Source organism: Cryobacterium sp. TmT2-59, assembly GCF_004403545.1.
Lineage (GTDB): Bacteria > Actinomycetota > Actinomycetes > Actinomycetales > Microbacteriaceae > Cryobacterium > Cryobacterium shii.
This window is the reverse complement of the sequence record NZ_SOGM01000062.1, coordinates 25,524-38,671: the sequence shown is the minus strand read 5'-3', so window position 1 is coordinate 38,671 and position 13,148 is coordinate 25,524. Positions and strand designations below refer to the sequence as shown.

Below are 13,148 nucleotides of genomic sequence, written 5' to 3'. Positions count from 1 at the left end.
AGCCTAGGCCGGATGCCGGATGCCGGATCCCGGAACCCGGCCCGGACCGGCCTGGCACGACGGCCGGGAACCGGGCACCTAGGCTGAGACCGTGACCGGGTCGATTCTTCGCGTTCCCCTGCCCGAGTGGCGGGATCCGGCGAGCGTTTTCCATGCCCTGTACCGCGACAGTCCCTACGCATTCTGGCTGGATGGCGGGGAGAGCTCCCGCACCGGACACAGCTATCTCGGTGCCGCCTCGCCCGCATCCCGCTTCGTGACGGCCTCGGTGCCGAATGCCACCGTGACGGTGGCCACCGCCGGGTGCACGGCGACGCCCGCGGAGATCCGGCCGAGCACCGTGTTCGAGTTCCTCCAGGAGGACCTCGCCCCGGCGCAGGACGATGGCGCCGACGACGGTGCCGGCGAGGACGACGACGCAGGCTTCCGGCTCGGCTGGGTGGGCTGGCTCGGCTACGAACTCGGTGCCCAGACCGTCGGCACGCCGGCGCACGATTCGCGCTATCCGGACGCCGCCCTGCTCGAGGTGCACCGCATGCTCGTGTTCGATCACGCTGCGGGCACCGTCACGGCGGTGGCCCGCCAGTGCCCCGGCGAACCAGTCGGCGCCGCCCGGGCATGGGCGGAACGGATGCCACGCACCCTCGCCGACCTGCCTGCCGGGGCATCCGTGGCCCCTGAACCGCTCCCGGGCGGGGCGGTGGCCCGCTGGCGGCACGACGACGACCGCTACGCGGAACTCGTGCACCGGTGCCAGACCTCGATCCGGGCGGGGGACGCCTATCAGCTCTGCCTCACCAATGAGATCCTGGTCGACGTCCGCCCCGACCCGGTGCGGGCCTACCTGCTGCTCCGCGCCGGCAGCCCCAGCCACCACGGCGGGCTCCTGCGCTTCGGCGACACCGCCCTGCTCAGCGCCTCGCCGGAACAGTTCCTCGCCGTGACCCCCGGCGGGCGGGTCACGACCAAACCGATCAAGGGCACCCGGCCCCGCTCCAGTCGGCCCGCGGAGGACCGGGCGCTCCGGGCGGAGCTCGAGGCCAGCGTCAAGGAACGCGCCGAGAACCTGATGATCGTCGACCTGATGCGCAACGATCTGGGCCGGATCGCCGAGGTCGGGTCGGTCAGCGTGCCGAGCCTGCTGGCGGTGGAGAGCTACGCCCATGTGCACCAGCTGGTCAGCACCGTCGAGGCGCGCCTCGCGCCCGGGGTCAGCGTCGTGGACGCCGTGGCCTCCTGCTTCCCCGCCGGATCCATGACGGGCGCACCCAAGATCAGCGCGATGACCCTCCTCGACGCCCTCGAGGACGGCCCGCGCGGCATCTATGCCGGCGCCTTCGGCTACCTCGGGCGGGACGGATCCGTGGACCTGGCCATGGTCATCCGCAGCATCGTGCTCGGCCCCACCGGGGCGTCCATCGGCACCGGCGGCGGCATCACGGCCCTGTCCGACGCCGGCGAGGAGATCGAGGAAACCCGGATCAAGGCGGCGGCGCTCCTGGCCGTCCTCGGCACCCGCCCGTCCGGGCCAGCAACGGGCCAGGGCCAGGTTTAGTAACCTAGACGTTGGACGACGCCTCCGGGCGGCCCTGTGCCTGCTGGCGCAATCCCCACTGCAACGAAGAGAGTCACGTGGCACACGAGTACGACCACACCCGCACCGGCCAGGGAAGCGACGAAGAAGTCTACGATTTCGCCGCCATCCAGGCGAAGTGGCAGCCGATCTGGGAGGAACTCGAGCCCTTCCGCACCAACGACCCGGGCGACACCCGCCCGCGCAAGTACGTTCTCGACATGTTCCCGTACCCGTCCGGCGACCTGCACATGGGGCACGCCGAGGTCTACGCGCTCGGCGACATCGTCGCTCGCTACTGGCGCCAGCAGGGCTTCAACGTGCTGCACCCCATCGGCTGGGACTCGTTCGGCCTGCCCGCCGAGAACGCGGCGATCAAGCGCGGCATCGACCCGCGCGGCTGGACCTACGACAACATCGCGCAGCAGAAGAAGAGCATGAAGCTCTACGCGGCATCCTTCGACTGGTCCCGTGAACTGCACACCAGCGACCCCGAGTACTACAAATGGAACCAGTGGCTGTTCCTGCAGCTGTACAAGAAGGGCCTCGCCTACCGCAAGGACAGCTGGGTCAACTGGGACCCGGTAGACCAGACCGTCCTCGCCAACGAGCAGGTCCTGGCCGACGGCACCTCCGAACGCAGCGGCGCCGTGGTGGTGAAGAAGAAGCTCACCCAGTGGTACTTCAAGATCACCGACTACGCCGACCGGCTGCTCGACGACCTGAACCAGCTCGAGGGCACCTGGCCGGCCAAGGTCCTGAACATGCAGCGCAACTGGATCGGCCGCTCCATCGGCGCCGACGTCGACTTCGTGATCGAGGGCCGTGAGGAGCGCGTCAGCGTGTTCACGACCCGCCCGGACACCCTCTTCGGGGCGACCTTCATGGTGGTCGCCCCCGACGCCGACCTCGCCGCCGAGCTGGTCGCGGATGCCTCGCCGGCCGTCCGGGAACGGTTCCAGGAATACCTGGTGCAGGTCCAGAACAGCACCGAGATCGAACGCCAGGCCACCGACCGGGAGAAGACCGGAGTCTTCCTCGAGCGGTACGCGATCAACCCCGCCAACGGCGAACGCCTGCCGATCTGGGCCGCCGACTACGTGCTCGCCGACTACGGCCACGGCGCCGTGATGGCGGTGCCGGCCCACGACCAGCGCGACCTCGACTTCGCCCGCAAATTCGACCTGCCCGTGATCGTCGTGGTCGACACCAGCGCCCCCGCCACCGGCATGATCCCCGTGATCACGCAGGGGATGCTCGACGGCACCGAAGAGCTCCCCGCCCTCGACCCGGCCGCCACGGGCGTCGCCCTGGCCGGTGAGGGCCGCCTGATCAATTCCGGGTCCCTGAACGGTCTCAGCAAGAACAACGCGATCAAGCGCATGATCGAGCAGCTGACCGCCGACGGGACCGGCCGCGCGGCCAAGAACTACCGCCTGCGGGACTGGCTCATCTCCCGTCAGCGCTACTGGGGCACCCCGATCCCGATCATCCACGGCGAGGACGGCACCGAGATCCCGGTTCCGGAGGACCAGCTGCCCGTGCTGCTGCCGCCGACCGACGGCCTCGACCTCAAGCCCAAGGGCACCTCTCCGCTCGGCGGCGCGACGGACTGGGTGAATGTGCCCAACCCGATCGACGGCACGCCGGCCCGCCGCGACGCGGACACCATGGACACGTTCGTGGACAGCTCCTGGTACTTCCTCCGCTTCCTCAACCCCACCGACGACACGAAAGCGTTCGACCCGAAGGAAGCCGACAAGTGGGCTCCGGTCGACCAGTACGTCGGCGGCGTCGAGCACGCCATCCTGCACCTGCTCTACGCCCGGTTCATGACCAAGGTGCTGTTCGACCTCGGCTACGTCACGTTCACCGAACCGTTCACCGCTCTCCTGAACCAGGGGATGGTCATCCTCGATGGCGCCAAGATGTCCAAGAGCAAGGGCAACCTGGTGTACTTCACGGAGGAGGTCGACCAGTTCGGCGTCGACGCCGTGCGCCTCACCATGGCCTTCGCCGGCCCGCCGGAAGACGACATCGACTGGGCGGATGTCTCGCCGGTCGGCTCGGCCAAGTTCCTGGCCCGCGCCTGGCGCGTCGCCCGGGACGTGACCAGCACACCCGACGTCGAGTGGAAGTCGGGTGATGCGGCACTCCGCCGGGTCACGCACCGTTTCCTGGCCGACGCGCCCGGCCTGGTCGAGTCGTTCAAGTTCAACGTCGTCGTCGCCCGCCTGATGGAACTGGTCAACGCCACCCGCAAGGTGATCGACACGGGCGCGGGCCCCGCGGATGGCGCGGTGCGCGAAGCCGCGGAGGTCACCGCCATGGCGTTGAACCTGTTCGCCCCCTACGCGGCCGAAGACATGTGGCAGCACCTGGGCTACGACCCCTGTGTCGCCCTGGTGCAGTGGCGCAAGGCGGACCCCACCCTGCTCGTCGAGGAATCGGTGACGGCGGTCGTCCAGGTGGACGGCAAGGTTCGCGATCGGATCGAGGTGTCGCCCAAGATCTCGGGCGAGGACCTAGAACGCCTGGCCCGCGCGTCCGCCGAGGTCATCCGGCGGATCGGCGACCGGGAGGTGCAGCACGTGATCGTGCGGGAGCCGCGGCTGGTGAGCATCGTCACCCGCAGAAATTAGCCTCGCCTCCACAGGGCCGCGTCCAGGGCGCGGGAGCACAGTTCGGCGCTGGCCGCCCGGGGGAGTACCCCCGGGCGGCCTAGCCTGCCGGGATGGCTCATGATCCGGTCGTATCCGCTCTCGATCGCCTGGCCCCGGCCGCGCATGCGCGCGCGGCCCCCCGGCTCCGCATCGGGGTGGGCGCCGCCGTCGTGCTGTTGATCGCCGCGCTGGCGACGGCCGTGGTCGTCTCGGCCGTGGGCCAGCAGTCCGGACACCAGGTGGTGGCCGCGGCCGGCGCCGCCGGCGGCACGGCTCCGGGCACACTGCCGTCTGCAACTCAGGCGCCGGGAACTGTTCCCTCGGGCGCTGTTCCCTCGGGCGCCCAGCCGTTGGGCGCCACGCCCTCGACCGCGGGGGCCACCACCGCGGGCGCCGTCCTCTTCGTGCACGTCCTCGGCGCGGTGCAGCGTCCCGGCCTCTACGAGCTGTCCGTCGGGGCCCGGGTGATGGATGCCGTGGCCGCCGCCGGCGGCCTCACCGAGACTGCCGATCCCGCGGGCGCGAATCTCGCCCGCCGAGTTGCCGACGGCGAACAGCTCTACCTGCCCCAACTCGGCGAGACGCCGCCGCGGTCGCCCGCCGGCGGGGCGGCCGGGGGCGGGGCCGGCGGGGGCACCGGCGCCGCCACGGTTCCCGTCAACCTGAACACGGCGACCCTGGCCGAACTCGACACCCTGCCCCGGATCGGGCCGGCGATGGCGCAGCGCATCCTCGACTACCGGGATGCCAACGGCCCGTTCGCCAGCGTCGACGACCTGCGCAATGTCACCGGCATCGGCGACAAGACCTTCGAGGGCCTGGCCGCCCTGATCACGGTCTGATCCTCCCCCTCCCCCCCGTCCCCCCCCGTCCCCGTCCCCGTCCCCGTCCCCGTCCCGAGCGTCCCCGTCCCCCGTCGTTGAACCAATTCGACGGAGATATTCATCTAAAAATGTCTATCCGGCCTGTTTCGGGCACTTTCGGGCAAAATCTCCGTCGAATTGGTTCGGGCACCCCGCGGGAGCAACCGCTCGGAACCGCGGATCCGCGCCCCGCGTCGACCGTTCCGCGAGGACTCATTTGCCTAGCGGGAGTCACCGGGCCGCGGCTACAGTGATCGCCGTGGACATCTCCACGACCAGATGACCGCGCCACACCGACGTCAGGAGGTACCATGACCACCTCTTCCACCCAGGGGATCAAGACCGTGCTGCATCCCGTTTCCGACCTGGCGCGGGCCAAGGCGGTGTACGCCGCCCTGCTCGGCGTCGAACCGCAGACCGACGGGCCCTACTACGTCGGGTTCGAGGCGGAGGGGCAGCAGATCGGGCTGGTCCCGGGCGGGGGACCGCAGGGCCTGACCTCACCCGTCGCCTACTGGCACGTGCCCGACATCGAGGTGAAGCTGGCCGAGGTGACCAAAGCGGGCGCCACCGTCACAGAACCCGCGCACGACGTGGGCGCCGGCCGCCTGGTAGCCACGTTCTCCGACCCCGACGGCAACGTGCTCGGGCTCATCCAGGACCATTGATCCAGGACCACTGACAGCCGGCGGATACCCAGATCACCGGATCAGGGGCGGCAACCGTTGTCGCGCCCGCGCCGATACGGGAGAATCGGGTGAACCGCTGGTAGCCGGCCAGATTGCCCGGCAGAACCGCCCGGTAGCACAGCGCCCGGCAGGTGACCCTCCGGCAGAACACAGGGAGAACCGATGAGCGCCGCCGACAGCCACGATGTCATCCGCGTGCAGGGCGCACGCGTGAACAACCTCAAGGACGTCAGCGTCGAGATCCCGAAGCGCCGCCTGACGGTGTTCACCGGCGTCTCCGGCTCGGGCAAGAGCTCGCTGGTGTTCGGCACGATCGCCGCGGAGTCGCAGCGCTTGATCAACGAGACCTACAGCGCCTTCGTGCAGGGGTTCATGCCGACCCTGGCGCGGCCCGATGTCGACGTGCTCGACGGGCTGACCACGGCGATCATCGTCGACCAGGAGCGGATGGGCGCCAACCCCCGTTCCACCGTCGGCACCGCCACCGACGCCAACGCGATGCTGCGAATCGCCTTCAGCCGGATCGGGCAACCCCACATCGGCTCACCCCAGGCGTTCTCCTTCAATGTGGCCTCCATCAGCGGAGCGGGTGCCGTCTCCATCGAACGCGGCGGGCAGACCGTCAAGGAACAGCGCAGCTTCAGCATCACCGGCGGGATGTGTCCGCGCTGCGAGGGCATGGGCAAGGTGAGCGACATCGACCTGACGGCGCTCTACGACGACGCCAGGTCCCTGAACGAGGGCGCGCTCACGATCCCCGGCTACTCGATGGAGGGCTGGTACGGGCGAATTTTCCGCGGCTGCGGCTGGTTCGACCCCGACAAGCCGATCCGCAACTACACGAAAAAGGAGCTGAACGACCTGCTCCATAAGGAGTCGACCAAGATCAAGGTCGACGGGATCAACCTGACCTACCTGGGCCTGATCCCGCAGATGCGGAAGTCATTCCTGTCCAAGGACGTCGACGCGTTGCAGCCGCACATTCGCGCCTTCGTCGACCGGGCGGTCACCTTCGCGACCTGCCCCGAGTGCGGCGGCACCCGGCTCAACGAGGGCGCTCGATCCTCGAAGATCCAGGGCCTGAACATCGCCGACACCGCCGTGATGCAGATCAGCGACCTCGTCGACTGGGTCCGGGGCATCGACGAGCCGTCCGTGGCTCCGTTGCTCGGAGCACTGCAGCGCATCCTCGAGTCGTTCGTGGAGATCGGTCTGGGCTACCTTTCGTTGGATCGCCCGACGGGCACCTTGTCCGGCGGCGAGTCCCAGCGGGTCAAGATGATCCGGCACCTCGGTTCCTCACTGACGGATGTCACCTACGTCTTCGACGAGCCCACGATCGGTTTGCATCCCCATGACATCCAGCGAATGAACGACCTGCTGCGGCGCCTGCGTGACAAGGGCAACACCGTGCTCGTCGTGGAGCACAAGCCGGAGATGATCGCGATCGCTGACCACGTGGTCGACCTCGGCCCAGGCGCGGGAGCCGCGGGCGGTACCGTCTGCTTCGAAGGCACCCTCGAGGGGCTGCGGGCCAGCGACACCCTCACCGGGCGCCATCTCGACGACCGCGCCACCCTCAAGGAGACGGTGCGCACGCCCACCGGCGCGCTGGAGATCCGCGGCGCGACGGCGCACAACCTGCGGGACGTCGACGTCGACGTCCCGCTCGGGGTGCTGGTCGTCGTCACCGGCGTCGCCGGATCGGGCAAGAGCTCGCTCGTGCACGGTTCGATCCCCGCCGGTTCGATCCCCGCCGGCAAAGGAGTGGTGTCCATCGACCAGGGCGCGATCCGCGGCTCCCGCCGGAGCAACCCGGCGACCTACACCGGGCTGCTCGACCCGATCCGCAAGGCCTTCGCGAAAGCCAACGGCGTGAAGGCGGCGCTGTTCAGCGCCAACTCCGAAGGGGCCTGCCCCACCTGCAACGGCGCCGGAGTGATCTACACCGACCTGGGCGTGATGGCCGGCGTCGCCACCACCTGCGAGGAGTGTGAGGGGAAGCGGTTTCTGGCCTCGGTGCTGGAATACCACCTCGGCGGCCGCGACATCAGCGAGGTGCTCGCAATGTCTGTGGCCGAGGCCGAGGAATTCTTCGGCGCCGGCGAGGCCCGCACACCGGCCGCGCACGCCATCCTGAACCGGCTCGCCGAGGTCGGGCTCGGCTATCTGACCATCGGCCAGCCGCTCCCCACCCTGTCCGGCGGTGAACGGCAGCGGCTCAAGCTCGCCACCCACATGGCGGAGAAGGGCGGCGTCTACGTGCTCGACGAGCCGACCGCCGGGCTGCACCTCGCTGACGTCGAACGGCTGCTCCGCCTCCTCGACCGGCTCGTCGACTCGGGCAAGTCGGTCATCGTCGTCGAGCACCACCAGGCGGTGATGGCGCACGCCGACTGGATCATCGACCTCGGCCCCGGCGCCGGGCACGACGGCGGCCGGATCGTCTTCGAGGGCACACCCGCCGAGCTCGTCGGCGCCCGCTCCACCCTCACCGGGCAGCACCTCGCGGCCTACGTTCGCAGCTGAGACGAGACGCCCACGCACCGGGTTCTGGATTGCGCGTGGCGAGCGTACTCTGGGTCCGATGACGGATGTTTCGCTCATCGGTCCGGTGACCGCCCCCGACCTGCACGTGATGACTTACAACATCCGTCGACGCATGCCCCGGATGCAGCCGGGCAGTCCCGACCGGTGGGTGACACGGAAGCCTCTGCTACGACGTATCCTGCGCGCCGAGCAGCCCACGCTCCTCGGCGTGCAGGAAGCCCTGGCCGATCAGGTCGAATTCGTCGCGGATTCCCTCGGAGAGGACTACGGCTGGGTCGGCCGCGGCCGCAATGCCGCCGGAGCTGACGAGCACTGCGCGGTGTTCTACGACTCGCGGCGGCTGGAACTGACGGGTTGGCGGCAACAGGCCCTGTCCGCGACTCCGGAGACGCCGGGCTCCCGGTCGTGGGGAAACCTGGTGCGGCGCATCGTCGTGTCGGCCGAATTCACCGATACGGCGACCGGAGCACGGTTGCTCGCCTTCAACACCCATCTCGACTTCCTCTCCTGGCGCTCGAGACTGGAGTCGGCGAAGTACATCCTGGACCTCGTGCGGTCCGCGCGCGCCGCGGAGCCCGGCGCCGCGATCGTGCTGACCGGCGACTTCAACGCCGACGAGGGCTCGGCCGTGTACCGCAGGCTGATAGCCGACGGGGCGCTCCTGGACTCCTGGGAGGTCGCAGTCGAGCGGCTGACGCCGCAGTGGGGGACCTTTTCGAACTACCGACGCCGTCGCCCCGGCGGCAAGCGCATCGACCTCATCCTGGTGGGGCACGGAGTCGACGTGCTCAGTGTGGGCATCAACGCGGCCCGGTTCGACGGCCGGGCGGCATCCGACCATGAACCCGTGCAGGCCGTTGTGCGGTGCGGGGGCCGCTCGGCCGGGACATCCGAACCCTTTGAGGTGCTGCCATGATCCGTTCACTCCTGCGCACACCGTCGGGAGCGGCCGAGACGGTCGCCGACGGGCTGCGGGTGCTGGCCCTGATCGGCATCGTTATCGCAGCCCTCGGCTGGGGCACGATCGCGGGGCTGAGCCTCGCGGTCGTGTTCGTCGGAATGTTCTTTCCCCGGGTGATCGGCGTCCGGCCGAGCGTCGACATCGCCTTCGGCACGGTGGTTCTCATCGCCGTGTGGAGCAGCGTGCTACAGATCTACATCTCGACTCGGTGGTGGGACCTCCCGGTTCACCTTGTCACCAACGGGCTCAGCGCCGCACTGTGCTACCTCCTGTTCGTGAGGTTGGGAGTCCTGGCCGACACCGGGACGCTGCGGCGACCGACGATTTCGGCCATCGTGATGACCACCGCACTGGGGCTGTCGCTCGGAGTGCTGTGGGAGGTCTTCGAGTGGTTCGGGCACACGTTCATCGACAGTGAGATCTTCGTCGGCTACGTCGATACCATTGGGGACCTGGTCTGGGGCGGCATCGGCGCCCTGCTCGCGGGGTGCTGCATGCCGTTCCTGACCGGTCGATCCGCCGACCTGGACCGTTCGCCCAGGTCGGTGCGCGGCTGAGCCGTCAGGGCTATATCCCCCCGGCACCGATCGCGCGTCGCAGATCTTCGGCCAGCCGCGCGATATCGGCATCCGGCACCGCGCGCAGCCAGTTGCCGCGGCTCCTCATCGGGGTGACCGGCAGCACCAAGGTTCGCTCGGATGAGGCCACCTCGACCTCGATGGTGGCCATGATGCGCATCCCGATCTGCACGGATCCGACAGTGAAGCTCCGAACCAGGTTCGAGGGGAAGGCCGCCGCAGGGCTCCCGGTGGCACGGCCCGACAGGAATTGCACGCTCTGGTCGTCGACGACAAGGGTCGCGTATCTGGTCGGATTCACCCGCGACGGTGCGAGCCCCAGGGCGGTCGTCAGCGCCGACAGCTCCTGAGCCAGGAGCGGTGCCACGAGGACCGGGACGATCCAAGCCGAAGGAAACGCTCGTTGTGCTCGATCGATCCGGCGCGCATTCGAGACACCGAAGTAGAGCAGCAAAGCACCGACCATCCCACCGGCGATGACCAGGGCCAGGACGATCGGCCCGCTGCCGCCGTTGTCGTACGAACGGATGCCGCGGATCGCCAACAACACGACGGCCACGACCGCAACGGCGATTCTCAGCCAAAAACCCGGGCCCCGCAGTCTCTTTCCGTCCGTCTGCTCCGCGGATTCCGCAATCGAACTCTCATCGTGAATTGGCATAAGCCCCCCCAGTCTCATCGGCTGGGCCCAGCGTAGTCGGTGGATCGTGAGCCAACCACCGGACCTCCACAGCCGTGGACCTGGGTAAACGGGCCACAGATGCAGTGGGCCCTGGGGTGACGGCGCCGCCGCACCTAACCTCCACAGATGGAGTCCACGACAGGGATCGACCTGCGCCTGGTCGTGCCGGCGGCGACGGCGTGGCTGGCCGCCGGCGTCCTCGTGGGAGCACCCGGCGGCGTTCCCGCTTCTGCCGCCGTTGGGCTCTGGTTGGGGGCGGGCCTGTTCGTCGTGGCCGCGGTGTTCGACCGACGTGCCCGGTGGCGTCCACTCTGGGCCACCGTCGGGGTGAGCCTCGCGGTCTCCGCCCTGGTCGCTTCGGTCGTATTGGTCTCGGGGCCGGCCCGGCTGCCGGCGGACGTGCGTGCCGCGGCGAGTCGTCATGCGAACGCCTCTGCGCTCATCACGGTGTGGTCCGTGCCGGTGGAGACCGCGTCTCCGGGCGGATTCGGCACCGGGGGAACGGGAGCCCGGGTCAGATTCCGCGGCACGGTCACCGAGCTGACCGAGGGCAAGCGCTCGTCGCGAGTCTCCGTGCCCGTGCTGGTCTTCGCCGAGTCCTCCGGCCGGGGAACCGCGAGCCTGCAGATCGGCTCGGTCGTGCGTTTGGACGGATCCCTTCGGGCCACGGACCCGGGGGATTCCGCTGCGGCGCTGTTCTTCGGTCGGAGCCGGGCAGAGTCCGTGGCGGCACCCCCATGGTGGTTGGCCTGGGCGAACGCACTCAGAACCCGTTTCGTCGAGGCGGCCCGGGAATTGCCGGGCGACGGGGGTGACTTGCTGCCCGGACTCGCGATCGGTGACACCAGCCAGGTGAGCGCGGATCTGGACCTATCGATGAAGGCGAGTTCGCTCAGTCACCTCACCGCGGTGTCCGGCGCGAATTGCGCGGTGGTGATCGCGGGGATCATGCTGCTCGGCGGGTACCTGCGGCTCGGACGCGGGATGCGCATCACGTTGTCCCTCGCCACGCTGCTGGGCTTCGTGGTGCTCGTGACACCGGAGCCCAGCGTGCTTCGCGCGGCGCTGATGGCCACGATCCTGATGCTCTCCGTCGCGTCCGGCCGGCCGGGCCGGGGTGTGCCGCTGCTGGCCCTGGTCGTCGTGGTTCTGCTGGTGGCAGATCCGTGGCTGGCGCGCAGTTACGGCTTCGCGCTCTCGGCGCTGGCCACGGGCGGGCTCCTGGTGCTCGCCGGTCCGTTGACCCGGGTGCTGAGCCGCTGGATGCCGACCGCGCTGGCAGCGGTGATCGCAATCCCGCTCGCCGCGCAGCTGGCCTGCCAGCCCGTTCTGGTGCTGCTGACCCCGACGCTTCCGCTGTACGGGGTGCCGGCGAACCTGTTGGCGGGCCCGGCGGCCCCGTTCGCGACCGTGGTCGGCCTGGTGGCCTGCCTGCTCCTGCCCTGGTTGCCGGGGATCGCCGGGGGAGTCCTGTACCTGGCCTGGCTGCCCGCGGCCTGGATCGCGGCGATTGCGCGCACGAGCGCGCTCCTGCCGGGGAGTCGGCTGCCGTGGCTCGGGGGAGTCGTCGGGGTGGCTGCCACGGGCATCCTGACCGTCGCGTTCGTGGCGCTCGTTCTCCGCCGTCCGGGGGCGGTCCGGGGCTGGTGGCCGCCGACCGCCGTCGCCGTGCTCGTCCTGGCGGGCGGCGCCTACACCGGGACCCTGATCGGGTCGGGCGTGGGACGTGCCGTGGCCTTCCCGGCGGACTGGCAGATCGCGGCCTGCGACATCGGGCAGGGTGACGCGGTCGTGGTGCGGGATCAGGACCTCTACGCACTGGTCGACGTGGGGCCTGATCCGGCGCTCCTGGCGGAATGCCTCGACACCCTCGGAATCGACCGGATCGATCTGCTCGTGCTCACCCACTACGACCTCGACCACATCGGGGGCGTCGAGGCCGTGATCGGCCGGGTCGGAACGGCCCTGGTCGGCGTCCCCGAGAACGCAGAGGACGAGCGCCTCCACCTGCGCCTTGCGCGGGGCGGCGCGGACGTGCGTCAGGCCGCGCGCGGCGACACCGGAACGCTCGGCGCACTGCGCTGGGAGATCTTCTGGCCCGTTCGGGGTTCCCCGGCGATGCAGACCGGCAACGCCGGGAGCGTGACCATCGGGTTTGACGGGCGCGGAATCCGTTCGATCTTCCTCGGCGACCTCGGCCAGGAACCGCAGGACGCCCTCCGCCGGGTCGCCCCACTCGCCACCGTGGACGTGGTCAAGGTGGCCCACCACGGGTCGAGGGACCAGAGCCCTCAACTCTATGCCGACCTGCGAGCCACCGTCGGGCTCATCTCGGTGGGCCGAGATAACGGCTACGGGCACCCGACCGACGCCCTCCTCGGCATGCTGGCATCCGCGGGCACGCTCGCCCTGCGCACGGACCTCGGCGGGATGATCGTGGTCGCGCCCGCCCCGGACGGCGGCGGTGCCCTCACCGTGTGGACGGAGACCGTGCCGGTCGGCGGCCCCGACTAGGCTTGAATCGCGCCACCGGTGTGAGCTCCTCCACGGGTGTGAACCAGCACGCTGTCGACCAGTTGGCTGTGGAAC

9 protein-coding genes are annotated in these 13,148 nt (G+C 69.7%); 8 read left to right on the top strand and 1 reads right to left on the bottom strand.

Annotated elements, in window-relative coordinates; genetic code table 11:
- The first annotated feature begins 91 nt into the window (after window positions 1–91).
- From E3T24_RS10475 to E3T24_RS10445, 7 genes are all read left to right on the top strand, one after another.
- The gene (locus E3T24_RS10475; RefSeq protein WP_134365851.1) at window positions 92–1,555 is read left to right on the top strand and encodes an anthranilate synthase component I family protein; all 1,464 of its coding nucleotides are present in this window, start codon (window positions 92–94) and stop codon (window positions 1,553–1,555) included.
- A gap of 77 nt (window positions 1,556–1,632) precedes the next feature.
- The gene (leuS, locus tag E3T24_RS10470) at window positions 1,633–4,215 is read left to right on the top strand and encodes a leucine--tRNA ligase (RefSeq protein WP_134365850.1); all 2,583 of its coding nucleotides are present in this window, start codon (window positions 1,633–1,635) and stop codon (window positions 4,213–4,215) included.
- Between the two features lie 92 nt (window positions 4,216–4,307).
- Entirely contained in the window at window positions 4,308–5,078 is a 771-nt protein-coding gene (locus E3T24_RS10465; protein WP_134365849.1) for a helix-hairpin-helix domain-containing protein, read from the top strand.
- Between the two features lie 332 nt (window positions 5,079–5,410).
- Window positions 5,411–5,767 (top strand): VOC family protein, encoded by a 357-nt coding sequence (locus E3T24_RS10460; protein ID WP_134365848.1) that lies wholly within the window; start codon window positions 5,411–5,413, stop codon window positions 5,765–5,767.
- A gap of 183 nt (window positions 5,768–5,950) precedes the next feature.
- A complete protein-coding gene (locus tag E3T24_RS10455; protein ID WP_134365847.1) occupies window positions 5,951–8,317 on the top strand; it encodes an excinuclease ABC subunit UvrA in 2,367 nt (788 codons plus the stop codon).
- Between the two features lie 58 nt (window positions 8,318–8,375).
- Window positions 8,376–9,254, top strand: a complete 879-nt coding sequence (locus E3T24_RS10450; protein ID WP_134365846.1) for an endonuclease/exonuclease/phosphatase family protein — start codon at window positions 8,376–8,378, stop codon at window positions 9,252–9,254.
- On the top strand, window positions 9,251–9,856 hold the full coding sequence (locus tag E3T24_RS10445; RefSeq protein ID WP_134365845.1) for a hypothetical protein: 606 nt from the start codon (window positions 9,251–9,253) through the stop codon (window positions 9,854–9,856). The genes E3T24_RS10450 and E3T24_RS10445 overlap by 4 nt, the downstream gene beginning before the upstream one ends.
- A 10-nt stretch (window positions 9,857–9,866) precedes the next feature.
- Here the strand turns inward: E3T24_RS10445 and E3T24_RS10440 are convergent, their stop codons facing one another.
- Window positions 9,867–10,436 (bottom strand): hypothetical protein, encoded by a 570-nt coding sequence (locus E3T24_RS10440; protein ID WP_134365844.1) that lies wholly within the window; start codon window positions 10,434–10,436, stop codon window positions 9,867–9,869.
- Window positions 10,437–10,685: 249 nt separating this feature from the next.
- Here E3T24_RS10440 and E3T24_RS10435 point away from each other — a divergent pair, with 249 nt between their 5' ends.
- The gene (locus E3T24_RS10435; protein WP_134434593.1) at window positions 10,686–13,073 is read left to right on the top strand and encodes a ComEC/Rec2 family competence protein; all 2,388 of its coding nucleotides are present in this window, start codon (window positions 10,686–10,688) and stop codon (window positions 13,071–13,073) included.
- Window positions 13,074–13,148: the final 75 nt, after the last annotated feature.

What these genes read in the sequence shown, in the direction of transcription:
- E3T24_RS10435 (WP_134434593.1), top strand. Translation starts at nt 10,686, where the DNA reads ATGGAGTCCACGACAGGGATCGACCTGCGCCTGGTCGTGCCGGCGGCG.
- E3T24_RS10455 (WP_134365847.1), top strand. Translation starts at nt 5,951, where the DNA reads ATGAGCGCCGCCGACAGCCACGATGTCATCCGCGTGCAGGGCGCACGC.
- E3T24_RS10445 (WP_134365845.1), top strand. Translation starts at nt 9,251, where the DNA reads ATGATCCGTTCACTCCTGCGCACACCGTCGGGAGCGGCCGAGACGGTC.
- E3T24_RS10460 (WP_134365848.1), top strand. Translation starts at nt 5,411, where the DNA reads ATGACCACCTCTTCCACCCAGGGGATCAAGACCGTGCTGCATCCCGTT.
- E3T24_RS10465 (WP_134365849.1), top strand. Translation starts at nt 4,308, where the DNA reads ATGGCTCATGATCCGGTCGTATCCGCTCTCGATCGCCTGGCCCCGGCC.
- E3T24_RS10450 (WP_134365846.1), top strand. Translation starts at nt 8,376, where the DNA reads ATGACGGATGTTTCGCTCATCGGTCCGGTGACCGCCCCCGACCTGCAC.